Below are 25,692 nucleotides of genomic sequence, written 5' to 3' on the forward strand. Positions count from 1 at the left end.
AAAAATAGAAAATTTCCCCTAAAGCGCTTAACAGATTTTTAAACAATATTAACAATAGATTGGCTTACCAGAAGTTTTCGGAGCGGTTTTAACATTTAAATTTGCCAACAAATCTAAAAATGCTAACTATGAAGAAATTAGTTTTACTTGCCGTTTTTACAATCGGCGCTACGTTTTATAACCAGGCTGAAGCTCAGACTATTTCAGACAATGCCATTGGACTAAGATTTGGTGGTGGAGATGGTGTTGGTGCTGAAGTTTCTTATCAAAGAGCAGTAGGAACCAATAATAATCGTTTAGAATTTGACCTTGGATGGCGTGATAATAGCGATTATGATGCATTTAAACTTACCGGACTGTACCAATGGGTTTGGAACATTGAAGGCGGATTTAACTGGTATGCAGGTGCAGGAGCCGGAATCTTAGGGGTAGATGCTAACCGGGAGTTTCGTGATGAGGATGACGGTACTTATTTATTCCTTGCAGGTGATATAGGTATAGAATACAATTTCGATATCCCGTTATTGCTTTCTTTAGACTTTAGACCAGAATTTGGATTCTTTAGTGATAATAATGTACTGAATGAATTTTCTCCAGATATAGCTCTTGGAGTAAGATACCAATTCTAAATAATAACAGATAAGGTTAAAGAAAAAGAGGCTGATTCAAAATCAGCCTCTTTTTTTATACGGTAATTTGTAAAGCTCTTTTATAAATATCTTCATAAAGGGGCATTACATTTTTAATGTCAAATTTTTCTGCAACACTCCTGGCGTTGTTTTTAAATTTCTCCAGGGTTTCATCGTTTTCCAGGATTTTTAAAGCATTAGCTGCCATTTCCTGAACATCACCCACATTACTTAAATACCCAGAAATTCCATTTTGGTTAACTTCAGGAAGTCCGCCGGTATTTGTAGAAATTATTGCAACTCCATTAACCATTGCTTCCAGTGCTGAAAGACCAAAACTCTCTTTTTCTGAAGGCAGTAAGAATAAATCAGAGAAGCAAAGAATCTTATCTATTTCGTGACTTTGCCCCAGAAACATTACTTTATCGGCAATATTGAGTTCATCTACTAAATCTTCTGCCATTTCTTTTTCAGGGCCTTCTCCAACCATCATTAATTTTGCATCTATTTTTTTCTGAATTTCATAAAAGATTTTAATCACATCATCTATGCGTTTTACTTTTCTGAAGTTACTAATATGCGTAATAATTCTCTCTTTATTTTCGGCCATCATTTCGCGTTGGCAGTCGGTAAAGGCTTTATTATCGTATTTGCTGCAATCTATAAAATTGGGTATTACTTCAATTTCATTCCTGATTTTGAAGAATTTTAAGGTATCTTCTTTTAAACTTTTAGATACCGAAGTCACTATATCGCTATTATTAATACTAAAAGTTACCGCCGGTTTGTAAAAAGGATGATTGCCAACCAAAGTAATATCGGTACCGTGAAGTGTGGTTACCATGGGTAGGTTAATTCCTTCTTCAGCAAGCATTTTTTTAGCCATATAACCGGCATAAGCGTGCGGAATTGCATAATGAACATGCAGCATTTCAATATCAAACTGTTTTACAACATTTACCAATTTACTACTAAGCGCAAGCTCGTATGGTTGATAGTGAAATAGCGGATATTCTGGAACGTGTACTTCGTGAAAACGTACATTGCTGGAAAGTTGATCTAAACGTACAGGTTGGCTGTAGGTTACAAAATGTATTTCGTGACCACGTTTTGCAAGGGCCAGCCCCAGCTCTGTGGCTACCACTCCACTACCCCCAAAGGTAGGATAACATACAATGGCTATTTTCATTTGGCTCGATTTACTCACCTTAGCGAGAATTTAAATTACGACCAAGGCCGATTTTTTGTTTTCAAATTAAGTTCTGCGGGCCATTCCCCCAATTATCTAAAAATCTATAGATTCGTAGATAACTTCCTGTATTCTAGATCTTACATCTTCCCTAATTAACTTCCTATTGGTAGAATCGGGGAAAGTTCTATTAGACAAAAATACATAAACAATTTCTTCTTCGGGGTCTGCCCAGGCAAAGGTGCCCGTAAAACCGCTATGACCAAAACTTTCCATAGATAAGCAATTACAGGTTGGTCCTGAACTTCCTAGTTGGGGTTTGTCGAAACCAACGCCACGTCTTACATTTTTTTCGCAATAATAACAGGTATTAAATTTAGAAATGGTTTCTTCTTTTAAATACCTTTTACCACCGTAAACCCCATTATTAAGGTAAACATGCATTATTTTAGCAACATCGTTAGCGGTGCTAAAAAGCCCGGCGTGCCCTCCAATACCTCCCTGCAAAGCGGCACCCTGATCATGCACCACCCCGTGAATAAGTTGCCTACGCCAAAGTTTATCAATTTCGGTAGGAACAACTTGTGCTAAGGGGAATCTTGAAGCTGGTATATAACCTGTATGGGTTGCTCCCAAAGGTTTATAAATTTTCTCCTGGGTAAGATTATGCAAAGTTTGGCCATAATAGCCTTCCAGGTAATATTTTAAAATGTAGAAAGGTAGATCACTGTATTTATAATCTAATCTTCGTTCTAAGTCGCTATCCCTAATAATACTGATAATTGTATCTTTCATGTCATTTCTAAGATACATTTCATTGGCAACTTTAGTATTAAATTCAGCTGAAGGAGTTTTTTGAAAATAATCTTTAGAAGGTAACCTTGTTTTCCTGTCTATAGTATTAATATGAAAAGGAATCCAGGATTTTAACCGGGCATAATGCATAAGCATATCCTGTAACCTAATATTCGCTTTATTCGAATTTTGAAAAACCGGCATCATTTCTCCCAACTTTGAATCAAAACTTACAATCCCTTCTTCTTCCTGCTCCATAATAAGCGGTAAAGTTGCCAGAATTTTGGTTAATGATGCCAAATCGTAAACCGATGTATCTGAAACGGGAATTTGTTTATCGTAGGTATGATAGCCAAAATTCTTGTTGTAAACTATTTTCCCTTTTCTCGCTATTAAAATTTGAGCGCCGGGTGTCATTTCTTTGTCAATAGCTTCAGTAATAATACTATCAATTCTGTTTAATTTATAGGAATTTAGACCTACACTTTCCGGTAACCCGTATGCCAACCTATCTATATTTCTGGTTTGATAGCCGGTACCTTCGGGAAAATTATTTCGTATGCTTACCGGGAGTTTTCCCCTGGCTTCACCAGCACCAAAAATTAATTGTGCAGCTTTTTTTTGGGCTACGGGATGGTTTTGGTAATTAACTAAAATACCTTCCAATTCACTGATTCCCCGAAGTTCCCTTAACGCATACGGACTCGAAAAAAGACTTAGAACGGTTTTATTTTCTATGGCAATTTGATTGATCCAGTGTAATTCTCCCGAAGAAAATTTATAGGACGCCCAGGGACTGTTATTAGATTTATGGTAACCTAAAATTACGAGATCGTATTCTTTTAATTTCTTTTGTAAATCGTTTAAATGCGTTGCTGAAATCCAATCTATATGGGCATATCGTTTTAATTCATTTAAAAAGGTACTCCCGTCATCATCTCCAAAATTCACATAAGCAATCCTGGTGTCGGCAATATCTTTAACCGGGAGTACGGCTCTGTTATTTTTAATTAAGGTAATTGCATTTTCAAAGAGTTCTTCCAGGAGAACTTTATCGCGAACAGAATTAAGTTCTTCAAAAATAAAATTTTCCTGGATGCTTTGTTGCTGATGCAGGCCTACTTTATATTTCGCCTTCAATATTTTTTTTACTGAATGTGCCAATCTACCGGGACTTATAATATTATTCTTATAAGCATTGATTAAAACTTCAGAAGCAACTTCAACTTTTTCCGGCATTAATAATACATCATTGCCTGCTAAAAATGCTCTTAACTCGGCATCACCGGGCTCTGCATTGTTGGTGAGACCTTTCATATTAAGGGCATCGGTAAAAATAAGCCCTTCAAAATTCATTCTTTCTTTTAAAAGGTCTGTGATTAGCGCTTTTGAAAGCGAAGATGGCGTATTAGGATTTTCCTGAAGGGCAGGAACATTTAAATGAGCAACCATTACGCTGGAAAGTCCGTGGGCAATTAAGGGGTAATATGGATATAGTTCTAAACTATCCAACCTTTCTTTAGAAAAAGGAATGGTGGGTAAGGTTTTATGCGAATCGGTATCTGTATCACCGTGACCCGGAAAATGTTTTGCACTGGATAATGTACCTACCCGGTGCATACCACGCATAAACGCAAGCGATTTTTCGGCTACATTAATTTTATTCTCGCCAAAACTTCTATTTCCAATAATGGGATTATTGGAATTGGTATTAATATCTACTACTGGAGCAAAATTAATATGTACGCCAAGTCTTTTGGAATGCCTGGAAATTGCCGCCCCGGCCTCTTCAATTAAATTATTATCCTGAATAGCACCCAGCGTCATATTCCAGGGTAGCGCAAAGGTAGAATCAAGGCGCATGGCCAGGCCCCACTCGGCATCCATACCAATAAGTAATGGAGTTCTTGAAAGTTCCTGGAATTCGTTGGTTAATTTTATCTGCCTTTGTGGGCCGCCTTTAGAGAAAATAACCCCTCCAATATATTCTTCTGAAATTTGTTTTTTCGCCTTTTCAATATAAGCCTTACCACTTTCTGAAGAAACACTAATCATTAGCAACTGCCCTATTTTTTCTTTAAGGCTCATTGCATTATAGGTGCTATCTACCCATTCTTTTTGTGCAATGGTATCTTCTGCCAGCAAAGGATTGTTTTGTGCAGAAAGATTAGAGCAAACAAGAAGAAAACAGGTTAATACAAAGATTTTCGGAGTGAAAGTGAATTTCATTAACTAACAAAACGCTTATGCCAACTTTCAGAAGCAGGAACTTCCCAATCTGAAAGAAATTCAGCTTTATTATTTACAAGATTATTAAATACAATGGTTTTAGAAGAAACAGCTTTTTCTTTCGCCATTTTTCTAAAATCTGAAAGGGTTTTATAGGCTATAAACTCTCCCTGTTTATAAGAGACATTCATCTTATCTAATAGATCTACATTAAATTCTTTTTCCAATTGCTGGATAAAATGTACTGAAGCATCAATAGAACAACCGGTGGCTGCATTCATTTCCTGGTCTAAAGCCAGAACGATAAATCTTTTATATTTAATTAGATAACCGGCCTGTAAATCGGCTCCATGGGCCGTCCATTGAGTTACAAACTGGTCCAATCTTGATTTTATTTCTTCTAACTCTTCAGTAGTAAAAGAACGGTTTGCCTGGTATATCCAAACCCTTGAAGAATCGGGTAGATTTTCGAATGGTACTAACATAAATTACTGAAATTATATTTTTACAAAACTAATTGATTTAAACATTGTCTCAAGGTTACTTTTACCTTTTAACGTTTGGATTTCATCAAAAATTATACTTAAAAAATCAAAAAGCCCGAGAAAAAATCTCAAGCTTTTTTAAATTGAATTTTTTGATTGAATACTTAAAATATTTTAGAGATCGTGGGCATTGGCAATAAGTTCTGCCACATCCATTACTTCTACACTATCTTCTTTATTTTTTCCTTTTACACCATCGGTCATCATCGTATTGCAAAAGGGACAACCCGCGGCAATAACTTCAGGTTTAACCTCCATAGCTTGTTCGGTACGTTCAATATTCACGTCTTTATTTCCTGGCTCCGGTTCTTTAAACATTTGGCCGCCACCTGCACCGCAACAAAGTCCGTTAGACTTGCATTTGCGCATTTCTACGAGTTCTACTTCAAGTTTTCTTAGTAAGTCTCGAGGCGCTTCGTATTCTCCGTTAGCACGGCCTAAATAACAGGGATCGTGAAAAGTAATTCGTTTTCCTTTAAATTTTCCTCCTTCAACCTTTAACTTTCCTTCAGTAAGAAGGGATTTTAAAAATTGTGTATGGTGCATTACTTCGTAATTTCCACCAAGGGCAGGATATTCGTTTTTTATGGTATTAAAACAGTGCGGACAGGCAGTAACCACTTTTTCTATTTCATAGCCATTAAGAACTTCAATATTTGTAGCAGCCTGCATTTGAAAAAGAAACTCGTTCCCGGCGCGTTTCGCAGGATCTCCCGTACAGCTTTCTTCGGTTCCTAAAACAGCAAAATCAACTCCGGCTTCGTGCAATAATTTTACAAAGGCCTTGGTGATTTTCTTTGCCCTATCATCAAAACTACCGGCGCAACCAACCCAAAATAAAACTTCGGGTTTTTTGCCTTCTGCCATATACTCGGCCATTGTTGGTACTTTTAACGCTTCTGCCATATCTAATTTCTTTTAATTTTATTCCGAAGACTTCTAATAAGTCTGGTATTCAATATATTTTTGAGCTATTAAGAAAATTAATTTTCTTTAGCCCAGTTTAATCTATCTTGCTGGTTGTAAGGCCAGGGTGCGCCATTGTTTTCAATATTGGTCATTGCAATAGCCAGCTCATTTGGAGCAGCACTTTCTTCCATCACTAAATAACGACGCATATCTAAAATTATGGAAAGCGGGTCTATCCCAACCGGGCAGGCTTCTACACAAGCATTACAGGTGGTACAGGCCCAAAGTTCTTCGCGTAAAATAAAGTCGTCCAGTAATTGCTTGCCGTTATCTTCGTATTTCCCTTTTGTATTAATAATCTCCCCTACTTCTTCCAGCCTGTCTCTGGTATCCATCATAATCTTCCTGGGAGAAAGTTTTTTACCGGTTTGATTTGCGGGACATTCTGCCGTACATCTTCCGCATTCGGTACAGGTGTATGAGTTTAATAATTGCACCTGGTTAAGGTCAAAAACATCTGATGCTCCAAACTTATCGGGTTCTGCACCTTCCTCTTCCTCTGCCGGGGCAGCAAAAGGATCGGCATCCGGATCCATCATTAATTTAACTTCATCGGTAACCGCTTGCAGATTGTTCATTTCTCCCTGTGGCTGAAGTTTAGATAAATAAACATTTGGGAAAGCCAGGAGAATGTGTAAGTGCTTGGAGTAATACAGGTAATTTAAGAAGAAAAGAATTCCTAAAATATGTAACCACCAGGCTGCTCTTTCTATTATGATGAGCGTTGCATTGCTCATTCCTTCAAAAATAGGAAGTAAGAATTGGCTAATAGGAAAACTTCCGGTTATGCCTGCTTCACTTGCATAATGAGGAGCTCCATTAAGCTGAAGTTGATAATCTGTAGCATTCATTACTAGGAAAAGCACCATAAGCACCATTTCAAAATAAAGAATGTAATTGGCGTCATTTTTAGGCCAGCCTTTTAATTCACGACTTAAAAACCGATAAATGTTTAAGATATTTCTTCTAATCCAAAATACAATAACTCCAATTAAAACTAATAGCGCTAGAACTTCAAAAGAAGCGATAAGAACATTGTAGAAGCCGCCCATAAAAGAGAGTACCCGGTGAGTTCCGAATAAACCATCTATTATAATTTCAAGAACTTCAATATTTATTATAATAAAGCCTACATAAACAATTACGTGAAGAAAGCCTGAAACTGGTTTTTTCACCATTTTGCTTTGCCCAAGCGCAATCCTGGCCATTTTAGCGAAACGCTCTCCTTTATTATCGCTACGATCTACTTCTTTTCCTAATTTTATATTTCTTAATAACCTACGGATGTTTCGAATAAAAAAACCTATACCTACCACTAAGGCAATTAGAAATAAGACCTGGGAAATAATTTGCATAGTTGGTTATTTAATAGAATCCTTTTCTTTGGGTTCCTGATATGGTTTCGGGTTTTTACCGAAGACAGAGAAATGTACGTATCTTTTAGGATTCAGTTTTACGTCTTGTAGTAATTGTTCCAACTGTTTGGTAGCATTATCCAGATTATTATAAACGGCATCATCATTAATTAACTTCCCTGCAGTACCTTCTTTATTATTTAGTTTGTCTGAAACACTTTCAAAATCGGCTACCACTTTTTCAAGATCAGCAGTGATTTTACCAATATCCATTTTGGTTAAAGTATCTGAAAATGAATTGAAATTGGTAGTCATTTCATCAAGATTAGTAAAAGTATTATCTATTTTTCCTGAATTTCTACCTACAATTCCTTCTAGTGCATTAGCGGTTACTTTAAACGAAGCAACAGTTGCATTAAGATCTTTAAAAGTGTTTTGAATATTATACCTGGTACTATCGTTTAGAATTTTATTAATTGCTGTAACTAAAGAATCTGCGCTAACTATGGTATTTTCAACTTTATCCTGAAGCGGGGTCAACCTATCGTTTACCAACTCCATAATACCTTCTTCAATATCACTGTTTAAGGTATCTCCAGATTTTGCCATTTGATTAATTTCGTAATCTGGAAGAATAGCAAGAGATTTTCCGCCAATTATATTCCCACCATAAATTTGCGCAGTACTATTTTTTGAGAATTCGAAATCATTTTCTACAGTAAAGCTAACTACTAGGGTTCCCTGGGCATCAAGAAAATTAATTTGGGTTACCTGCCCTACTTTAAGACCGTTTATGGTTACTGCCGAGGAAGGTGATAGCCCTTCTACATCGTTATAAACTGCATGAAAAGTTCTGCTGGAATCCAACAGGTTTTTACCCTTTAAGAAACTATAACCAAATATTAATAAGAGGATAGCAATTATTGCTAGGAATGCAGTTTTTACTTCACGTGTAAATTTCAAAAGCTATTTTTTTAGGAATATGGACAAATTTAGAAATAAAAATAGAAAAGAACCGTTAATTCACCTTAGATTTTAACGCCTCATTAACTGTAATCTTGCTGCCTTCCTTAAATGCAACAATATAACTTGAAGGATATCCATTTTGTTTTGCCTCGTTATGAAGCTTATTTATTTTTATATAATCTGAAGTAGCTCCATAATAGTATTTATACATTCCCTCTTCCTTTGCTCGCTCTACATTTTGCAATCCTTTAAAATTGTAGGCTTTGGTTTCTAAACGTTTAGAACCGGCCGCAAGTTGAATTTTAAAGGTAATTCCCTCATAAATTTGGCTTTGAGGTGGGATGTTTGAAGAGGAAGTACTCCCAATACTCTCAAGGTTAGACAGGTTTATGGTGTTAGCATATTTATTTATTGCTTCTACAATAGCCGCAGCCATTTTGTTTTGGCCGCCCGCACTGTTTAAATATGGGCCTTCGTGGTTATTGGTTAAAAATCCAGTTTCAATAAGCACACTTGGCATTACCGCCATTTTTAATACCACGAAACCGGCTTGTTTAACTCCACGATTTTTTCTTTTTAATTCGTGGGTGAAATTTTTCTGAACAAAATCGGCTAAAAGAATACTTTGATTTAAATATTCCTCTTGCATTAGCGCCATTCCTATATAAGATTCAGGGGAATTGGGATTAAAACCACCATAAGTTACTTCGTAATCTTCCTCTAAAAATATTACCGAGTTTTCTTTCTTGGCTACTTCAAAATTTTCTTCGGTTTTATGAAGTCCCAATACAAAGGTTTCGGTACCGTAAGCCTGGGAATTATGAGAATTACAATGTACCGAAACAAAAAGATCAGCATCGGCCTCATTGGCAATTTGTGCTCGTTTATCTAAAGGAATAAATATATCAGAATCGCGGGTATAGATCACTTCTATTCCTTCCTGTTTTTCTAATGCCTTTCCAATTTTTAGAATAATATTAAGCGCAATATCTTTCTCTTTAAAACCATTTCCCATATTTCCGGGATCTTTCCCACCGTGCCCGGCATCTAAAACCACCACAAATCTATCTCTCGGTTTATCATTATTTGCAAATAAGCTTTGCAAGCTTGCAATAAAAATGAAGAAAAATACGAAAAGTTTAAGTAGGTTCGTTCTCATAAAAAGGTAACGCTAAGTTTAGGCTAATTATTTTAATTACTTTTTTCAGGAAATCTCAAATCTAAGCTGAAAAAATATATGTAATTTTGATTTTGCAAAAAGCAAGCCATTCTTTACAAAAATAGCACTTAGAGCATTGCAAACAAACATACCTAATATACTTTTTCGCTGTATTTTTATACTGCTTCCTATCGTTTGTCTAAACGCACAGGAAATAGGGAATAATCAGGAAATAGATATTGAAGCCCGGGAACGAGATTCGCTGGTTACTGTGGGCGATTCCTTACCACTTACCGAAACCATAAGGCTAACCGATAGTATTGTGGGAGATTCGTTGCAAACTCCGCAACGGGGCAACCAATTAATTACTGATGCGGTAAAGTACCAGGCTAAAGATTATATGCGTATTAGCCAGAAAGAGAATCGCATGTATCTCTATAATGAAGCACAAATTATTTATGGAGATATGCAGATAAATGCCGGGCTTATAATAATGGACAATGAAAAAAATGAAGTCTATGCCTACGGAATTCCCGATTCTACCGGTGCATATTCTCAAAAACCGGTTTTTGTACAGGGAAATCAAACCGTAGAGCCAGATTCTATTCGGTTTAATTTTGATACTGAAAGAGCACTGGTTTATAATTCCAGGACACAACAAGCCAATTTTAATGTAAGAGGTGAAGTTACCAAACGTGAAAACGATTCGGTGTATTTTATGCAAAATGTGCGCTTTACCACAGATGACGATTTAGATAATCCCGATTATTATTTCTATGCGAGAAAAATAAAATTTGTTCCAGATAAAAAGATCGTGGCAGGTTTTGTTAATATGTACCTGGCAGATGTACCTACACCGTTGGGGCTTCCCTTTGGATATTTTCCTTTAACCGAAGAAGAAACTTCAGGATTCATTATCCCCAGTTTTGGGGATAGCCGTCGTGGTTATTTTCTGCAAAACGGAGGTTATTATTTTGCGATTAGCGATTATGTAGATTTACTAACTTTAGGCGATTATTATACCAATGGAAGTTATGCTGTACGCCTGGAAAGTAATTATGCCAAGCGTTATAATTACCGCGGTAACGTAAGAATACGGTACGAAAACCTATTTCAAAGTGAACGAGGATTCCCAGATTTTGCTGAGCAATCTGTCTATAATATTCAATGGTCCCATAACCAGGATGCCAAGGCAAATCCTAATTCCAGGTTTAGTGCCTCGGTAAACTTAGGGAGTAGTACTTATTATCAGAATTCTGTAAATCAAATGAATACAGGAAACTTCTTAACAAACACTTTAAGTTCTTCGGTTTCGTATAGTAAAACCTTTCCCGGTGAACCTCAGATTAATTTAAGCCTTGCAGCAAGGCATCAACAAAATACAAGGACGCAAACTATAAATATGAGTTTGCCAACTTTACAGGCGAGTATGACGCGTATTTATCCTTTTGCTCCAAAAACCGGCGCAAAAAAAGGATTGATAGAAAATATAAATTTTCAGTATAACGTAAGGGCCGAGAATCAAATTAGAACAACAGATTCTTTGTTTTTTAAACCCGAAATGTTCCAGGATGCCAATTATGGCGCACAGCATTCTATTCCGGTTACCACAAACTTTAAGCTTTTCAATTATCTAAGTGTTAGTGCTAATGCTAATTACGAAGAAAGTTGGGTTTTCAAAACCTTCGAACAATCTTACGATGAGTTTAATAACGAGGTGGTAATTGATACTATAAACGGGTTTGATTCTTACAGAACCTATAATTTTGGAGCCAGTATTGGTACCACCTTATATGGATTAAAGAATTTTGGAAAGGACAAAAAAATCCAGGCTATTAGGCATGTGATGCGACCCTCGATTAGTTATAATGTAAACCCCGCTTTTGACCAGTATTACGATACATATGAGCGTATTGATCCTGCAAACCCTATTGAAACCAATATGGTAGATTATTCCCGGTTTAATGGGACATTATATGGAGCACCGGGAAACAGGTTTTCAAGTTCGCTGGGGCTTAGTTTAAGCAATACCCTGGAAGCCAAAGTGCGTTCTAAAGACAGTACCGCTACCGAACCCGAGAAGATCACACTACTTAATAATTTTAGTATGAGTACGGCATATAACCTTGCCGGGGAAGATGGCCAACCAAAGCTGTCTCCCATTGCTCTTAGAGGTAGTATTCCCATAGTTCGCGATAAATTGGATATTAATGTTGCCGGTAATATGGATATTTATGCTTTAGATAATAATAACCGAAGAACCGATAAACTAAATATAAATAACGGTGGTAGTTTATTTAGGTTTACCAACGCCAATGTAAGCTTTGGCTATGCTTTCTCCAGTAAAGATTTTGAAGACGAGGGCGAAGACGAAAGTGAAGATGAAATAGATAACGATACTTATCGCGGTGGCGGAAGACGTGATGACCTTTTTGGAAAAGGATCTGATTTAGAAGGAAAGTTCTACGATGAAGAAGAAGACCCATTTGCAGATGAAGATCGTGAAGAAAGAACCGATAACTGGTATAATTATAAAATCCCATGGGATTTACGGCTCTCTTATACCATGACGTACAATAATACGGCTCGTCAAAATGAAATTACCTCCCACTCTATAATGTTTTCGGGAGATGTGGAACTTTCGCCAAAATGGGTAGTTGGAGCTTCCTCGGGTTACGATTTAAAAGAGTTAGGCTTTACTTATACCCAATTAAGATTTCAGCGTGATTTAAATACCTGGCGATTAAGTTTTAACTGGGTGCCTTTTAGTGAGCGTAGATCCTGGTATTTCTTTATCGGGATAAAATCGTCTATCTTAAGTGATATTAAATACGATAAACGAAACGAACCAGACCGAAGTTTATAAAATTTAAAAGTTTAAAAATGATGAAAAAAATAATTAAAACCGACAAAGCTCCGGCTCCAATTGGGCCTTATAACCAGGCAGTTTTAACCGGAAATATGCTTTATATTTCTGGTCAAATAGCGCTTAATCCAGAAACTAACGAACTGGAAACAGGCGAACTTAAAAAAGAAACTACCAGGGTAATGCAAAACTTAAAGGCAATTTTAGCTGAAGCCGGGATGAATTTTGAAAATGTAATAAAAACTTCAATTTTTATAAGCGATATGAATAATTTCGCTAAAATCAACGAGGTTTATGGATCTTATTTTAATGCAGAAACTGCTCCTGCAAGAGAAACGGTAGAAGTTGCAAACCTCCCTAAATTTGTAAATGTAGAGATTAGCGCAATTGCGGTAAAAGATTAATAATTGCTAAAAAGATAAGCTTCACGCTCAAAATAATTGGAATAATAGCCTTCAAACGATTTTTGGTCTTTTCCAAAATGCTCCATTTTATATAAACCGGCAAAAACGAAAATATTAAAATCGTAATGAAAGATTTTATCCATTTTCCGGAAGAAGCCAGAGCCTTTTTTGAATTCTTTCAATGGTTTATTTGCATAAGCGTTTAGTACATTAAAATCGTGATACTGGAACACGTGAATTAATTCGTGGGCAACGGTATTATAATTGAATCCGCCGGCTTCAGGATTTAGTAATATTGCCGTGCTTATGGCTCTGCCAAGGTAATAATCGTTATTATCTTCATAGCCAAAAGTATTATTGCCTGAGAAAACAAATTCTCCAACTCTTAGGCTTAATTCAGCTTCAAATTTATTCTGAACCGCGGTATAAGCAGTAAGAAGAAAAGAAACCGGTTGTATCCTGTATTTAAGATGAAAACGGTCTTTAGTGTGAAATTCAATTCGGTTAAAGCCAATATTCAGGTTCCATTGTTCCCAGAAATTTCTATTAGAAGCGGCATTCTCTATTATTGAAGTTCCTGCAGAGTTCATAAACTTTGCCGGCCAGCCATAAGTAAGGTTTTTTTGGTTAGAAATTCTTCCGGCAATAACTTTACTTTCATAAACCAGGTAGCCGCCGAGTGCACCCTGTGCCATTCCTTTAACCAGTACTTTTCCGAACTTTTCCTGCGGTTCTTTATTAATTACAGCACCAATTCCACTAAAAACCGTCCCTATTCCTATATTAAAAATAGCCGCTTCAGTTTGGTTGCTCTGTGACCGTGCCTGGGAGGTTGAGATCAATAAAACAATAATTAAAAATAGAAGAAAGCGGGGTGAAAATTTCAATTAAATAAATTAGATTTTAGAAAGCCTGCATTAATAAACGGGCACTGGCGGGATTTGTAGCCAGGGGAATATCGTGTACATCGCACAAACGCATTAACATAAAAATATCGGGTTCATGTGGGTGCTTGTCCAGCGGGTCTCTAAAGAAGATTACCATATCTACTTTACCTTCGGCAATACGGGAGGCTATTTGCGCATCTCCACCTAAGGGGCCTGATAGTAGTTTTTCAACCTCAAAACCGGCAGATTCTGTTTTTGCGCCCGTAGTTCCCGTAGCAATTAAGGTAATATTTTTAGCCTGAAGGGCTTCTCTATGGTTATTTAAAAACTGAACCATCTCAGCCTTTTTCCCGTTGTGGGCAATGATTGCAACTGTTTTCATAAATTAGACAGATAAAATATCAGAAATGCGAAGTAATTCCTTATTAATTGTAGGTTTTGATTTTAATGCATTTACCAGTTCTATAGATTTTATTTCATTATTCATCATTCCAACCATAATATCCTGCTGACCGTCCAGGGCAAGTTCTACTGCTTTCACGCATAATCTACTGGCCAAAACACGATCAAAACAAGTTGGACTTCCACCTCGTTGAATATGCCCTAAAACGGTAACTTTTGCATCGTAATAAGGTAAATTGTCTTTTACGTAAGCTGCCAGCTCAAATACATTTTTACCAATTTTGTCACCTTCAGAAACAATAACTATACTTGATGTTTTTCCAGATCTACGGCTGCGCTCCAGGGAGTTTAGCAAACGATCTAAACCAAGATCTTCTTCTGGAATTAAAATTTCTTCTGCTCCTGCTCCAATTCCACTGTTTAGCGCAATAAATCCCGCGTCTCTACCCATTACTTCTACAAAGAATAATCTATTATGGGAACTGGCAGTATCGCGAATTTTATCTACAGCATCTATAACTGTATTTAAAGCCGTATCGTAACCTATGGTATAATGGGTTCCAAAAATATCGTTATCTATAGTTCCCGGCACGCCAATTACAGGGATATTATGTTCTTCACTAAAAACTTTTCCACCTCTAAAGGTCCCGTCACCACCAATAAGAATCATTGCATCTATATTAGCTTTTTTAAGATTGGCCGCGGCTTTCACCCTACCTTCTTCAGTAAGAAATTCTTTAGACCGGGCCGATTTTAGGATAGTTCCGCCTAAATTGATAATATTTCTAACGCTACGTGCATTAAGCTCTATATAATCGTTTTCTATCATTCCCTGGAAGCCTCTCATAAACCCGAGACATTCAACACGATAATAAGAACTTGCCCTTGCCACAGCTCTTATTGCAGCGTTCATTCCGGGGGAATCTCCGCCGGAGGTCATTACTCCTATTCGTTTAATTCTTTTTGTCATACTTTAAAATTCTTGCCTAAAATTACAAACTCAGAAGCTACCTGAAAAGAAAAAAGAATAAGTTTTACCCAATATTCGAGATTTGAATATTCTTAATTGACTTGCTTAATATTCCTGATTTTTAATTTTCATCTGGAAAACGAATATAATCAGGAGACTGGGGACGCGTTGCAGGCTCTTCTTGCTCGGTTTCGCTATTTAAAGATTGAATTTCGGTATTTGCAATTTTTCTAATCAATTCTTTGAAGGTGTCAAAATCTACCGAATAAGACAACCCAATTCCCTGTGTGAAGCCTATTTCTTCCCCTATAAACTGAATATTATTTTCCCGATTAAAAACCTTTGCTCTTAAGCTTCCGTCTTCGTTTAAAAGAAAATCTATCTCCAGATCGCCTACAATAATAGATTCGGTAACCCCTCCAATGGGCACACCTACCTGGCCATTAATAATTACCCGGTCGTTAATTTGGGTAGAAAGTGTTAATCCAAACCGGTCTACGGTTTGTTGGTCTGGCGTGCGATCTCCCTGTACATAATTAACGCCAACCTGAAATTTACCATCATCTCCCGCAAAAATATCGTTCACTATACTCGAAGCCCTTTCAGCCAAAGTTCCTGTAATTGCATTTTGCCTTAATCCGAATTCACTATAGAAAGCTCCCTGGGTTACCAGGAATAACGCTTGTAGCTCTTTACTGAAACGGTCGTCCATTCTATATTCTAACTCAGATCTAACCACAGAGCTGGCGTTTGGAAAAGCAATATCAAAAGTAATATCGGGTTGTTCTATTTCTCCCTGCAAATTTATAACTACTTCCACCGGAATTTTTCTGTTAATTGAAGGATTTTCAAGTAAAACTGCTGGGTTTGCGTTTAAGGAATAAATTGCACTCACATCAAGTTGAGCATCGGTAGGATCTCCATTCCAATTGATACTTCCGCCAGATTCTACATTAAAAACTTTTTGAACCAGCCCCGCATACTTAAAATTATAAACTCCTTCATATACTACGAAATCACCCCACATATTAAATTTTCCGTTAGTATTTATCTCCAAAAGTAAGTTTCCTGAACCACGGCCTTTCAATGTACTTCCACTGGTTTGGTCTACTACTACTTCTACTTCAGCATCATTGGTAACATCAAGATCAAATATAAGTTCCAGGCCAGTGACTTCAGGCAGCTCAATAGATTCACCGGCTTCACGGGCAGCTTTTTCTTCTGGACTTAAAAAATGAATGTACGAGTTATCTCCTACTGATTCTGTATCACTTAACGGAATTTTAAAAACCGTTCCGCGCTCGGTTGTGGCGGTAACATCTATAACCAATTGATCTGTAGGGCCGGCTATACTTGCGTCTCCACTTATAAAAGCTGTTCCGTAATACAGGGCGTCCTCATCACCTTCGGTATCTAAAACCAAAAGCCTGTCTGTATCAATATTTAGATCTAAATCCCATTCCTTGAAATTTTTATGCCCAATACTTCCATTAAGGGTTCCGGTGGTTTTGTATTTAGTATCTTCAATTTCAACATCATCAAATACAAACTCCTGCTGGGTTAAATTAACTATTGCTTCATCTTTAAAATCCAGATCTATATTAAGATATGGAACCCGTAAACCTGCATTTTCAAGACTTATTTCTCCTGAAAAATCGGGATTTTTGTAATTTCCCGAAACCTGGGCATTTCCTGAGGCACCACCCCTAATATTACTAAGTACTTCACCTCCCAAAGGACTAAATGCAGCAAGATTTAATTCGTCTAAATCTACATCCATTTCTATGGTGGGTTCACTCCCACTCACATTTATACTTCCTATGGCATTTAAAGATTCATTGCCATTTTTACGTAAATTGGCATTTATATTATAATTGGTGAGATTTTCATTTCCTTCTACATCCAGTACCAAATTACCCAGTAAATTGTCGTTAATATTTAAAGAATCTACCTTAAGATTTGTATTGGGATAATAAGCCCCGTTTTCCTGAAGTAAATCGAATTTTCCATTTAGCGTTCCGGCAAGGTCCAGGCTATCTATATGGGGAGTGATTTTGCCAATATCTACATTATCAAATTCCATTTTAAAATCTTTATACGTAGAATCTCTCATAACGCCGCTAAGCCTTATTTCTTCATTTTTATGATTCATCACCAAAGAATCTATCGCAAAATCTTTAAAATCTAGGTCAAAAACTATTTTATTGCTTTTATTGCTTTCCTCATTTATATACCACGTATTATTTTTAAAAGTAAGATCTGACCGCTGTATCCCAACAACCGATTTATTTTCTTCGTTAATAGTATGAAAAAGGTTAAGGTTAAAAAAATCTTCATTGTTTTTGCCACCCTGAAATTCAGATCTTATAAAAAGCGTATCGCGCTGAGTTACGTTAATAAAGCTGAATTCAGAAAAATTATAAAAATTTGTAGAAACGCTATCGGCTTCAAAATAGGTATTATAAATAGGGTTGGTATTATCTACGTTTAGATTTACGGTCTCCATCATATTCCCGAAAATATCTATTCTGGGAGAACGGAAATTCACTTTAAATTCAGATTCATCTGAAGCTAAGTGACCACGAATAAATGTATTTGGTGCAAGATTAATTTCGGGGTAAAAAACTTCTATAATCTTATTATAAATATCAAAATCGAATTCAAGGTATTGATTATTGGTAATGGTTCTGGGTTGATAATTGGTATAAATACTTCCCAGCGAATTCTCAATTAAAGGTCTTATTTCTGAAAGATTGAAATCTCCAATAATTTCACCGCTTATCACATCGGGAGAGTTTATACTTAAAGTTCTTTCCCTGCCTTCAAAACTGGAAGTTATGCTGAAATCATCAAAAAAGTAAAGATCATTTTGATTTTGGTAGGAAGTGTTAAGCAGCAAAATTTCACCAAAAGCATCGTCTATACTGGTGCCTTTCATATTCATAATCACGTCTCCTTTAAAAATAGAAAGGGTATCGCGAGACACAAAATTTAGGGCATTAAGATCGGCATAACCAACAGAAGCTTCAAAATCGTAGTTATTTATATCTTCAGAAAGGTCGGCCAAACCATTAAATTCCATTTTTAAATTAGGATCGCTGGCCATTAATAAACCATTAAAAACCGGATTTCTAAGATTCCCAATAACCCGTATGCCCTGGTAGGTATACCCGTTAAATTGCAATTTAGAAATTTGTCCTTTTAATTCGGCATCCAGCGATTCAGCATCAAATCCGCTACCATCTATATCCAGGTTAAAGCTGGTTTTTCCCAGGCTTGAATTATTAGCGAGTTTACCAATGTTTACATCTTCAAAAATTAGTTTACCCTGGTAGGTTACTTCTCTCGGGTTATCAAAACCACGTAAAATTAGATCTGCTTCAGCCGAGCCTAATTGCGTATTTATAATTACATCTGCATCTAAATTTGAACCGGTAACAATAGCATCACCACGCATTCTTAAATTACCAAAATCCCGAAGATTTTCGGGAAGTTTTCCCTGAAGATCACCCGGCAATAAATTCACCAGGTCGTAATAATTAGTAGTAAAATCACTAAAATCTCCTGTTAATTTAAAATTTTCACCTCCGCGAGAAAATGCTCCTTCAACATTAACTTCTCCCTCAATCCTGCTACGATCCATCCCGGTTAATTGCAAATTGGGAAGAACAAAATCGTTTAACGTTCCATCAATATCGGTAGTTAATTGCATTATTTGGTCATCTCCAAAACTTGAATAAAAAGCCTGAAGATCGGTACTGGAAATAATACTTTCAGTAAAAGTTCCTGTTACTTCAACTTTATTAACAAAATCAGAGAAATACTCGGTTTCATAATTAAATTCCAGGTTTGCTTTTACAAAAGACTGGGGAGTTTGAATCCTGAGATTATCAAAAACCATTTTTTGCGGACTATAGAAAAAATTCGTGCTTAGGTTATCTACCCTTAAGCCACGCTTTTCGTAACCCTTAAGTCCTTCAATATCAACATTAATTTCTGGCCCCTTAATTTTTAAATCTGTGGCATAAATATTTAAATCGTCCAGAACTACGAATTCCGGGTTTTCACTATCTTCATTTATAAAACTGTAAGAACCGTTATTAATCTCTACCCTATCTACCAGAAGTTCAAATTGTGTAGAATTGCCAGAGGGTTTAGTGCTTAATTGCTGAATAAAATAAGCAAGATTATCCCTGTCTTCGCCTTTATATTTTTTCATATTTAGTTCTAAACCTTCTAAATAGGTTTTTCCTAAATGTGGGTTATTGCTAAAGAGGTTTGAAATTCCTAATAGTGAAGTACGTAATTCTTTAGAAAAAATTAAGGTATCTTTATGATGATCTTCAATGTAAACTCCATTAATTTTCACCCGGCCAAAATACGTGAGACTAACACGGTCTACAGAAATATTTACCTGGTTATTTTCGTTAATTGAAGTAGTAATGCGGTTTGCAATACCGGTTTGGACGGCAGGAATGGAGAATACGATCAAAATTATGACAAAAAGTAAAACCAGCGCAACCACTGTTCTAGTTAATATTTTCCAGAATTTTTTGATACGCTTTTATATTTTAACTTTGTACACAATATTAACAATTTCTATGCCCCTTATTTCTTAATGGCTTCACAAAATATTTACATATTAGGGATCGAATCTTCCTGCGACGATACTGCTGCAGCTGTACTGCATAACGGTAAAATACTATCTAACATTGTAGCAACCCAGGAAGTTCATAAACAATACGGCGGTGTAGTACCAGAACTCGCTTCCAGGGCTCACCAACAAAACATAGTTCCTGTAATTCACCAGGCATTGGCCAGCGCAAATATCGGTAAAAAAGATGTATCTGCAATTGCTTTTACACGTGGTCCCGGCCTTATGGGTTCTTTGCTTGTGGGCACTTCTTTTGCCAAGTCTTTATCGCTTGGTTTAGGAATTCCACTTATTGAAGTGAATCATATGCAAGCGCATATTTTAGCGCACTTTATTGAAGAAAATGGTTTTAAAAAACCAGAGTTTCCTTTTTTGGCTTTAACCATAAGCGGTGGCCACACCCAAATCGTAAAAGTTTCTAGTTATTTTGAAATGGAAGTAATTGGTGAAACTACCGATGATGCCGTGGGGGAAGCTTTTGACAAAAGCGCTAAAATTCTAGGTCTACCCTATCCCGGCGGGCCTTTAATAGATAAATATTCTAAAGAAGGGAATCATAAAGCTTTTCCGTTTCCCAATCCTAAAGTATCTGATTTGAATTTTAGCTTTAGCGGATTTAAAACTTCAGTGCTCTATTTTGTGCAGAAACAAACCAAAGAAAATCCTGATTTTGTTGCTGAAAATTTGAAAGATATCTGCGCTTCCATTCAGTTTTCAATAGTTAGAATTTTAATGGATAAACTGAAGAAAGCAGTAAAACAAACCGGAATTAATCAAATTGCCATAGCCGGTGGGGTTTCAGCAAACAGCGGGATTAGAAATGCGCTTATGGATGCTGAAAAAAAATACGGCTGGAACTGTTTTATTCCAAAATTTGAATATACTACAGATAATGCAGCGATGATTGCTATCGCGGGCCATTACAAATATTTGGAAAAAGATTTTTCAGACTATTCTATTACTGCCCAGGCACGTTATAACTTTTAATCAATGCAACTTTTTTACACGCCAAATATTGAAAAAACCGATAAACAAATTGTCTTTCCAAAAGATGAAAGTCGGCATATTGCGAAGGTTTTGCGAAAAAGTGCTGGTGATACTTTAAAAGTAACCAACGGAAAAGGATTTTTATTTACGGCAGAAATAATTGAAGCTAACCCTAAGCAGTGTTTAGCTAAGGTTATTAAGGTTGAAGAAGAAGCTTCTAAACCTTATCGTTTGCATCTTGTAGTAGCGCCTACCAAAATGAATGACAGGTACGAGTGGTTCCTGGAAAAAGCTACCGAAATTGGGATTGATGAGATCACCCCTATAATTTGTGATCACAGCGAAAGAAAAACCATAAAATTGAATCGTTACGAAAGGGTTTTGCAAAGTGCGATGAAGCAATCTTTACATTATAATTTACCTATTCTTAATGAAGCGATTAGTTTTTCAGGATTTATAACAACTGAAACCGAAGGGCAAAAATTTATTGCTCATTGTGAAGATGGAATGGAACGTTTTTTATTAAAAAATCAAGCTAAACCACAAGAAAATATAACTATTTTAATTGGTCCCGAAGGTGATTTTTCTCCTGAAGAAATAAAATTAGCACTTAAAAATAACTGGAAACCTGTGAGTTTGGGTGAAAGCCGCTTAAGAACAGAAACTGCAGCCGTAGTTGCCTGCCATACCTTAGCACTTATAAACCAGGATTAAGCCTATAGAATTAACCTAAATTTTTTCAAAATATTTTGAAATTTATTCCGGGTTAGTAAACTCCCTTTTTTATTGATATTTTTACCCAAATGTTGAATTTAAAAAAATATTTATTCTTAATTATTTTTCTTGGTTGCTGCCAGTTCTTAGCAGCTCAGGAGATAGCGCTATTAAAATATAATGGCGGTGGCGATTGGTATGCAAATCCTACTTCCTTACCCAATCTTATAAATTTTGCCAACAATAATATCGGTACACATTTAAACGCCAAACCGGTTACGGTTACCCCAGAGAATTCAGATATTTTTCAATATCCTTTTGTGCATATGACGGGCCATGGAAATATAGTTTTCAATGATAAAGAAGCCGAAAATCTTAGAAATTATTTATTAAGCGGTGGTTTCCTCCATATAGACGATAATTACGGAATGCAGCAATATTTAGAAAAAGAGCTAAAGAAAATTTTTCCCGAAGAAACACTTGAAGAATTGCCGGCCAATCATCCTATTTTTAATTCAGCATTTAATTTTCCGCGTGGCTTGCCTAAAATTCACGAACATGATAATAAACCGCCACAGGCTTTAGGGATTTTTGATAAAAACAGGCTTGTTCTCTTATTTACTGTAGAAAGTGATTTAGGTGATGGCTGGGAAAGCCCCGAAGTTCACAAGGATCCCGAAGAAGTAAGATTAAAAGCACTGCAAATGGGAGCAAATATTTTAAAATACGTATTTGAGAATTAATGAAACAACTCACCCATTTTGACGAAAAATTCAATAAAGAAAAATCTCCGGTTATTCTTCTATTAGACAATATTACCGGGGAAGCGAATATTGGTAGCATCTTTAGAACCGCCGATGCTTTTAATGTAGAAAAGATTGTATTCTCGGGCACTGAACCTAATCTTGATAGCAGAAGACTGCAAAAAACGGCCAGAAATACTCATAAAACCGTAGTGTATGAATTTACGCAGGATGCACAGGGTTTTATAAGAGATTTAAAAGACAATAGTAACGTTTATGCGCTTGAAATTACTTCAGCCAGTATTCCTGTTGAAGATTTTAAATATTCTGAAGAAAAAAAGAACGTTATTCTAATCCTGGGAAATGAAGTTTCAGGAATAAATAAAGAATTATTAGAAATTTCAGATAAACATTTGCATATCAATATGTTTGGGCAAAATAGTAGTATGAATGTTGCCCAGGCCGCAGGAATTGCATTATATGAAATATCAAAAACAATATTCGCTTTCACTAAGAAATAATATATTTACCTCGTGAACTCAAAATCGATTACTTTAGGGATATTAAGAGCGGCAGGAATAATGATTGGCATTGTTCTTTTGCTGTATTTTTTATGGGAAATCCAATCGGTATTGGTTTATATCGCTATTGCAGCAGTAATTTCGCTTATTGGCCGGCCTGTAGTTATCTTTTTTAGACAAAGATTAAAGATTCCAAACCAACTTTCGGTAATTCTTGTGCTCATTCTTGTCCTTTCCATATTTGCGGGAATTATTTTCGTCTTTGTCCCCATCGTGGTAGAGCAAAGTCAGTATTTAAGCCGAATAGATATGGAAGCTTTTAGGAGCGATCTAAATGAACTTAACGATCAAATAAATAATTATCTGGGAGTTCAGGAGATTAATTTAATTGAAGGCTTAAAACAAAGTGAATTTATTAGAAACTTTGATATAAGTGCGGTTCCCAGGCTTTTAAACAATGTTTTTAGCATTTTGGGAGCTACTATTATTGCTATTTTTTCTATACTATTTATTTCCTTTTTTCTGCTTAAAGACAGTAAGTTAATGCTGAATAGTATCCTGGTTTTTGCAAACCGTGGTGACGAAAAGAAATTTCAGCGTGTTTTTAATAAGATTAAAATTTTACTATCGCGCTATTTTGTTGGGCTTACCTTACAAATAACCGTACTATTTGTTCTTTACGCGGTTTTATTAAGTGTTTTCGAAATTAATAATCCTATAGCCATTGCTTTTATTTGTGCATTTTTAAACCTGGTACCTTATCTAGGTCCTCTTTTTGCCGGGATTTTAATGGCATTATTTGTTATTTCCAGTAATCTTGGTGCCGATTTTCAACTAATTATACTCCCAAAATTAGGGTATATAATGTTGGGCTATGCTATTTGTCAGCTTATAGATAATATGATCTCCCAACCTATGATTTTTGGTGCCAGCGTAAGATCACATCCATTAGAAATTTTTCTAATAATCTTAATTGCAGGTATTATTTTTGGAATTACCGGGATGGTGGTCGCAGTTCCCTTCTATACGGCGCTTAAAGTAATTGCAAAAGAATCTTTAAGTGAATATAAGATCGTAAAACGACTTACCCGAGACCTTTAAATCCTTAATTTTGAATAAAGCGATTTTAAATGAAGAGGTTCAGGAATTTCTTAGAAATAACCTGAAAACCACTGCTGCTGAGTTAGCGCTACGCGGAAGCTCTTTTAGCGGAATTTCTTCTTCAGAATTAGCGCAGCAATTAACAGGATTACAAAAGGCTGAAAAAAAGTTGCCAACCTGGTTTAAAAACTCCCAGATTTATTATCCACAAAAATTAAATTTAGAGCAAACTTCTTCTGAAACTACCGCAAAATACAAGGCTTCACTTGTAAAAGGTAAAACTTTAATAGATCTAACCGGCGGACTAGGAATAGATGATTTTTATTTTGCTCAGAATTTTAAAGAAGTAATTCATTGCGAATTAAATGCTGAATTATCTGAAATCGCAGCACATAATTTAAAACAATTAGGGTGGGAAAATATTTCCTTTAAAAATGAAGATAGTATTGAATATTTAAAAAATACAGATCAAAATTTCGATTGTATTTATGTAGATCCCGCGCGGCGTGATAATGCAGGTGGTAAAGTCTTTAGACTGGCCGATTGTTTACCAAATGTTCCTGCAAATCGTGACTTGCTTTTCAAGAAAACCGATATAATTCTTATAAAAACCTCTCCACTACTCGATTTACAATCCGGAATTTCAGAATTACAGTTTGTTACTGAAATACATATAATAGCGGTAAATAATGAAGTTAAAGAATTACTCTGGTTTTTGAAGAAAGGCGATAATCAGGAAATGAAAATCACAACGCTAAACTTTACGAAAAAAGGTGTAGAAAAATTTGAAGGTATTTTAGACAAACTCACTGGCGAAGTAGCATATTCTTTACCTAAAAATTTTCTATATGAGCCTAATGCCGCCATTATGAAAAGCGGACTTTTCAAGGAAATTGCTTTACAAACGCAAACTTCAAAACTTCATACCAATTCTCATTTGTATACTTCAGAAAAAGAAATTAATTTCCCGGGAAGAAAATTCAAAATACTTGAAATTGAAAAATATAAACCCGGTTTATTAAAGAAGAAGTTTAAAAACCTTAAAGCTAATATTACCACCAGAAATTTTCCTGAAAGCGTTGTTATTTTGAGAAAAAAATTAAAAATAAAAGACGGCGGAAAAACCTATTTATTCTTTACCACCAATATCAATAATCAAAAAATAGTGCTGGTTTGCGAAAAGGTTTAGGCGCGATTCTGTAACCTGTCTTTTACAAATTCAACCTTGGTTTTCCCGTGCGGGGTTGGCTTGCCCTCTTCATCTAAAGTTACCATAATCACTTTATCTATAGTAATAATAGTATGGCGTGTCATTTTATTTCTAACCTCGCATTTTAAGGTTAGCGAGGTATTACCGAATTTAAGCACTTCAATCCCTATTTCAACAATATCTCCCTGTCTCGCAGAATGCTGAAAATTTATCTCACTCATATATTTAGTGACACACTTTGAATTTTCCAGCTGAATAATACTGTACAAAGCACATTCTTCGTCTATCCAGGCCAGTAAATTCCCGCCAAACAAAGTACCATTGGGGTTTAGGTCTTCTGGTTTAATCCATTTTCTGGTATGAAATCTCATATTTTTGTTTTAAAAATAACCATAAA

21 protein-coding genes are annotated in these 25,692 nt (G+C 36.0%); 9 read left to right on the top strand and 12 right to left on the bottom strand.

The window, feature by feature from the left end; genetic code table 11:
- Positions 1-128: 128 nt before the first annotated feature.
- The gene (locus AO058_RS12455; protein WP_075326873.1) at positions 129-629 is read left to right on the top strand and encodes a hypothetical protein; all 501 of its coding nucleotides are present in this window, start codon (positions 129-131) and stop codon (positions 627-629) included.
- Positions 630-684: 55 nt separating this feature from the next.
- Here the strand turns inward: AO058_RS12455 and bshA are convergent, their stop codons facing one another.
- The 7 genes from bshA to AO058_RS12490 all read right to left on the bottom strand — a co-directional run bounded on the left by bshA (position 685) and on the right by AO058_RS12490 (position 9,836).
- Entirely contained in the window at positions 685-1,818 is a 1,134-nt protein-coding gene (gene bshA, locus AO058_RS12460; protein WP_075326874.1) for an N-acetyl-alpha-D-glucosaminyl L-malate synthase BshA, read from the bottom strand.
- Positions 1,819-1,914: 96 nt separating this feature from the next.
- On the bottom strand, positions 1,915-4,842 hold the full coding sequence (locus AO058_RS12465) for a glycoside hydrolase family 3 N-terminal domain-containing protein (protein WP_075326875.1): 2,928 nt from the start codon (positions 4,840-4,842) through the stop codon (positions 1,915-1,917).
- On the bottom strand, positions 4,842-5,327 hold the full coding sequence (locus AO058_RS12470) for an ABC transporter ATPase (RefSeq protein ID WP_075326876.1): 486 nt from the start codon (positions 5,325-5,327) through the stop codon (positions 4,842-4,844). The genes AO058_RS12465 and AO058_RS12470 overlap by 1 nt, the downstream gene beginning before the upstream one ends.
- 174 nt (positions 5,328-5,501) lie before the next feature.
- Positions 5,502-6,293: a (Fe-S)-binding protein gene (locus AO058_RS12475; protein ID WP_075326877.1), complete on the bottom strand. Its 792-nt coding sequence runs from the start codon at positions 6,291-6,293 to the stop codon at positions 5,502-5,504.
- 77 nt (positions 6,294-6,370) lie between these two features.
- Positions 6,371-7,711 (bottom strand): (Fe-S)-binding protein, encoded by a 1,341-nt coding sequence (locus tag AO058_RS12480; protein WP_075326878.1) that lies wholly within the window; start codon positions 7,709-7,711, stop codon positions 6,371-6,373.
- Between the two features lie 6 nt (positions 7,712-7,717).
- Positions 7,718-8,674, bottom strand: a complete 957-nt coding sequence (locus tag AO058_RS12485; RefSeq protein WP_075326879.1) for an MlaD family protein — start codon at positions 8,672-8,674, stop codon at positions 7,718-7,720.
- Positions 8,675-8,729: 55 nt separating this feature from the next.
- Positions 8,730-9,836 (bottom strand): N-acetylmuramoyl-L-alanine amidase family protein, encoded by a 1,107-nt coding sequence (locus tag AO058_RS12490; protein WP_075326880.1) that lies wholly within the window; start codon positions 9,834-9,836, stop codon positions 8,730-8,732.
- A gap of 136 nt (positions 9,837-9,972) precedes the next feature.
- Here AO058_RS12490 and AO058_RS12495 point away from each other — a divergent pair, with 136 nt between their 5' ends.
- Both AO058_RS12495 and AO058_RS12500 read left to right on the top strand, forming a co-directional pair.
- Positions 9,973-12,702 (top strand): putative LPS assembly protein LptD, encoded by a 2,730-nt coding sequence (locus AO058_RS12495; RefSeq protein ID WP_075326881.1) that lies wholly within the window; start codon positions 9,973-9,975, stop codon positions 12,700-12,702.
- 20 nt (positions 12,703-12,722) lie between these two features.
- On the top strand, positions 12,723-13,106 hold the full coding sequence (locus AO058_RS12500; protein ID WP_075326882.1) for a RidA family protein: 384 nt from the start codon (positions 12,723-12,725) through the stop codon (positions 13,104-13,106).
- Here the strand turns inward: AO058_RS12500 and AO058_RS12505 are convergent.
- The 4 genes from AO058_RS12505 to AO058_RS12520 all read right to left on the bottom strand — a co-directional run bounded on the left by AO058_RS12505 (position 13,103) and on the right by AO058_RS12520 (position 19,857).
- Positions 13,103-13,948: a hypothetical protein gene (locus AO058_RS12505; RefSeq protein ID WP_083634178.1), complete on the bottom strand. Its 846-nt coding sequence runs from the start codon at positions 13,946-13,948 to the stop codon at positions 13,103-13,105. The genes AO058_RS12500 and AO058_RS12505 overlap by 4 nt on opposite strands.
- 61 nt (positions 13,949-14,009) lie before the next feature.
- Positions 14,010-14,375 carry a methylglyoxal synthase gene (locus AO058_RS12510; protein ID WP_075326884.1) on the bottom strand — a complete coding sequence of 122 codons (366 nt, stop codon included), beginning with the start codon at positions 14,373-14,375 and terminating at the stop codon, positions 14,010-14,012.
- A 3-nt stretch (positions 14,376-14,378) separates the two neighbouring features.
- The gene (gene pfkA, locus AO058_RS12515) at positions 14,379-15,365 is read right to left on the bottom strand and encodes a 6-phosphofructokinase (protein ID WP_075326885.1); all 987 of its coding nucleotides are present in this window, start codon (positions 15,363-15,365) and stop codon (positions 14,379-14,381) included.
- Between the two features lie 121 nt (positions 15,366-15,486).
- Positions 15,487-19,857 (bottom strand): translocation/assembly module TamB domain-containing protein, encoded by a 4,371-nt coding sequence (locus AO058_RS12520; protein WP_232228832.1) that lies wholly within the window; start codon positions 19,855-19,857, stop codon positions 15,487-15,489.
- A gap of 126 nt (positions 19,858-19,983) precedes the next feature.
- Between AO058_RS12520 and tsaD the strand changes: the two genes are divergently transcribed.
- The 6 genes from tsaD (at position 19,984) to AO058_RS12550 (ending at position 25,274) form a co-directional block, all read left to right on the top strand.
- Positions 19,984-21,006 carry a tRNA (adenosine(37)-N6)-threonylcarbamoyltransferase complex transferase subunit TsaD gene (gene tsaD, locus AO058_RS12525; protein ID WP_075326887.1) on the top strand — a complete coding sequence of 341 codons (1,023 nt, stop codon included), beginning with the start codon at positions 19,984-19,986 and terminating at the stop codon, positions 21,004-21,006.
- A gap of 3 nt (positions 21,007-21,009) precedes the next feature.
- Complete coding sequence (locus AO058_RS12530; protein ID WP_075326888.1) at positions 21,010-21,720, top strand: 16S rRNA (uracil(1498)-N(3))-methyltransferase; 711 nt, start codon at positions 21,010-21,012, stop codon at positions 21,718-21,720.
- 89 nt (positions 21,721-21,809) lie between these two features.
- Positions 21,810-22,463, top strand: a complete 654-nt coding sequence (locus tag AO058_RS12535) for a DUF4159 domain-containing protein (protein ID WP_075326889.1) — start codon at positions 21,810-21,812, stop codon at positions 22,461-22,463.
- Positions 22,463-22,984 carry a TrmH family RNA methyltransferase gene (locus tag AO058_RS12540; protein WP_075326890.1) on the top strand — a complete coding sequence of 174 codons (522 nt, stop codon included), beginning with the start codon at positions 22,463-22,465 and terminating at the stop codon, positions 22,982-22,984. The genes AO058_RS12535 and AO058_RS12540 overlap by 1 nt, the downstream gene beginning before the upstream one ends.
- Positions 22,985-23,044: 60 nt before the next feature.
- On the top strand, positions 23,045-24,085 hold the full coding sequence (locus AO058_RS12545; RefSeq protein WP_243870488.1) for an AI-2E family transporter: 1,041 nt from the start codon (positions 23,045-23,047) through the stop codon (positions 24,083-24,085).
- A 10-nt stretch (positions 24,086-24,095) separates the two neighbouring features.
- Complete coding sequence (locus AO058_RS12550) at positions 24,096-25,274, top strand: THUMP-like domain-containing protein (RefSeq protein ID WP_075326892.1); 1,179 nt, start codon at positions 24,096-24,098, stop codon at positions 25,272-25,274.
- Here the strand turns inward: AO058_RS12550 and AO058_RS12555 are convergent.
- Positions 25,271-25,666 (bottom strand): acyl-CoA thioesterase, encoded by a 396-nt coding sequence (locus AO058_RS12555; protein WP_075326893.1) that lies wholly within the window; start codon positions 25,664-25,666, stop codon positions 25,271-25,273. The two genes, AO058_RS12550 and AO058_RS12555, sit on opposite strands and share 4 nt — an antisense overlap.
- Positions 25,667-25,692 lie beyond the last annotated feature (26 nt).

Origin of the sequence: Salegentibacter sp. T436, from assembly GCF_001932675.1 — a bacterium.
GTDB lineage: Bacteria > Bacteroidota > Bacteroidia > Flavobacteriales > Flavobacteriaceae > Salegentibacter > Salegentibacter agarivorans.

Bases quoted from the DNA above. Each gene is read 5' to 3' on its own strand.
- AO058_RS12540 (WP_075326890.1), top strand. From the start codon at position 22,463: ATGAAACAACTCACCCATTTTGACGAAAAATTCAATAAAGAAAAATCT.
- bshA (WP_075326874.1), bottom strand. From the start codon at position 1,818: ATGAAAATAGCCATTGTATGTTATCCTACCTTTGGGGGTAGTGGAGTG.
- AO058_RS12555 (WP_075326893.1), bottom strand. From the start codon at position 25,666: ATGAGATTTCATACCAGAAAATGGATTAAACCAGAAGACCTAAACCCC.
- AO058_RS12455 (WP_075326873.1), top strand. From the start codon at position 129: ATGAAGAAATTAGTTTTACTTGCCGTTTTTACAATCGGCGCTACGTTT.
- AO058_RS12500 (WP_075326882.1), top strand. From the start codon at position 12,723: ATGAAAAAAATAATTAAAACCGACAAAGCTCCGGCTCCAATTGGGCCT.
- AO058_RS12510 (WP_075326884.1), bottom strand. From the start codon at position 14,375: ATGAAAACAGTTGCAATCATTGCCCACAACGGGAAAAAGGCTGAGATG.
- pfkA (WP_075326885.1), bottom strand. From the start codon at position 15,365: ATGACAAAAAGAATTAAACGAATAGGAGTAATGACCTCCGGCGGAGAT.
- AO058_RS12535 (WP_075326889.1), top strand. From the start codon at position 21,810: ATGTTGAATTTAAAAAAATATTTATTCTTAATTATTTTTCTTGGTTGC.
- AO058_RS12480 (WP_075326878.1), bottom strand. From the start codon at position 7,711: ATGCAAATTATTTCCCAGGTCTTATTTCTAATTGCCTTAGTGGTAGGT.
- AO058_RS12545 (WP_243870488.1), top strand. From the start codon at position 23,045: ATGATTGGCATTGTTCTTTTGCTGTATTTTTTATGGGAAATCCAATCG.
- AO058_RS12470 (WP_075326876.1), bottom strand. From the start codon at position 5,327: ATGTTAGTACCATTCGAAAATCTACCCGATTCTTCAAGGGTTTGGATA.
- AO058_RS12475 (WP_075326877.1), bottom strand. From the start codon at position 6,293: ATGGCAGAAGCGTTAAAAGTACCAACAATGGCCGAGTATATGGCAGAA.
- AO058_RS12490 (WP_075326880.1), bottom strand. From the start codon at position 9,836: ATGAGAACGAACCTACTTAAACTTTTCGTATTTTTCTTCATTTTTATT.
- AO058_RS12530 (WP_075326888.1), top strand. From the start codon at position 21,010: ATGCAACTTTTTTACACGCCAAATATTGAAAAAACCGATAAACAAATT.
- tsaD (WP_075326887.1), top strand. From the start codon at position 19,984: ATGGCTTCACAAAATATTTACATATTAGGGATCGAATCTTCCTGCGAC.
- AO058_RS12465 (WP_075326875.1), bottom strand. From the start codon at position 4,842: ATGAAATTCACTTTCACTCCGAAAATCTTTGTATTAACCTGTTTTCTT.